This window comes from Streptomyces sp. AC627_RSS907 (genome assembly GCF_019049165.1).
Map to the genome: position 1 here is coordinate 1 of NZ_JAGMUE010000875.1, position 560 is coordinate 560.

At 63.4% G+C, this 560-nt stretch carries 1 protein-coding gene; it reads left to right on the plus strand.

Annotation, left to right across the window (positions count from 1 at the left end; all coding sequences use genetic code 11):
- Positions 1-553: GNAT family N-acetyltransferase (locus KUM32_RS39160; RefSeq protein ID WP_308408835.1), on the plus strand; the 553-nt coding region annotated here is incomplete at its 5' end.
- Positions 554-560: the final 7 nt, after the last annotated feature.

Below are 560 nucleotides of genomic sequence, written 5' to 3' on the forward strand. Positions count from 1 at the left end.
ATGGGCATCGGTGCACATTTTCGAGAAGGAGCTAGAAATGCGTTTACGTACGTACACCAGCGCCGACGCGGCCTCCATTCGCGAGACCGTCCTAGATCTCCACAGCGCCGTTCACGGCGGCTCAAGCGACCCCTTCCTTTCCCGCGAGCGCTTCAGTTGGTTCTACGACAGGTGGAGCGGGAAGCCGTCGTGGTCGTGTGTCGTCGGCTTCGACGACGAGGTTCCGACTGGATTCGCGTACGGAGCGTCCTTTGCCCCGGGTGGCTGGTGGAAGGGCTCCGAGCGGCCGAGGTCCGTGCCCGAAGGTGTGCCCGTCTTCGGGCTCTCCGAACTCCTCGTGCTCAAGGAGTGGCGTAAGACGGGCACTTCGCAGCGGCTGCACGACGCGGTCGTGAGCAGCCGTGGCGACGAGGTCGCGACACTGCTCGTTGATGTGGCGCACCCCAAGGTGGTGGAGCTGTACGAGCGGTGGGGTTACGAGAAGATGGGAGAGCAGAAGCCGTTCGAGGATTCGCCCGTCTTCGGCATCATGGTCAAGCGGCTGAACCCGTAGATGGCAG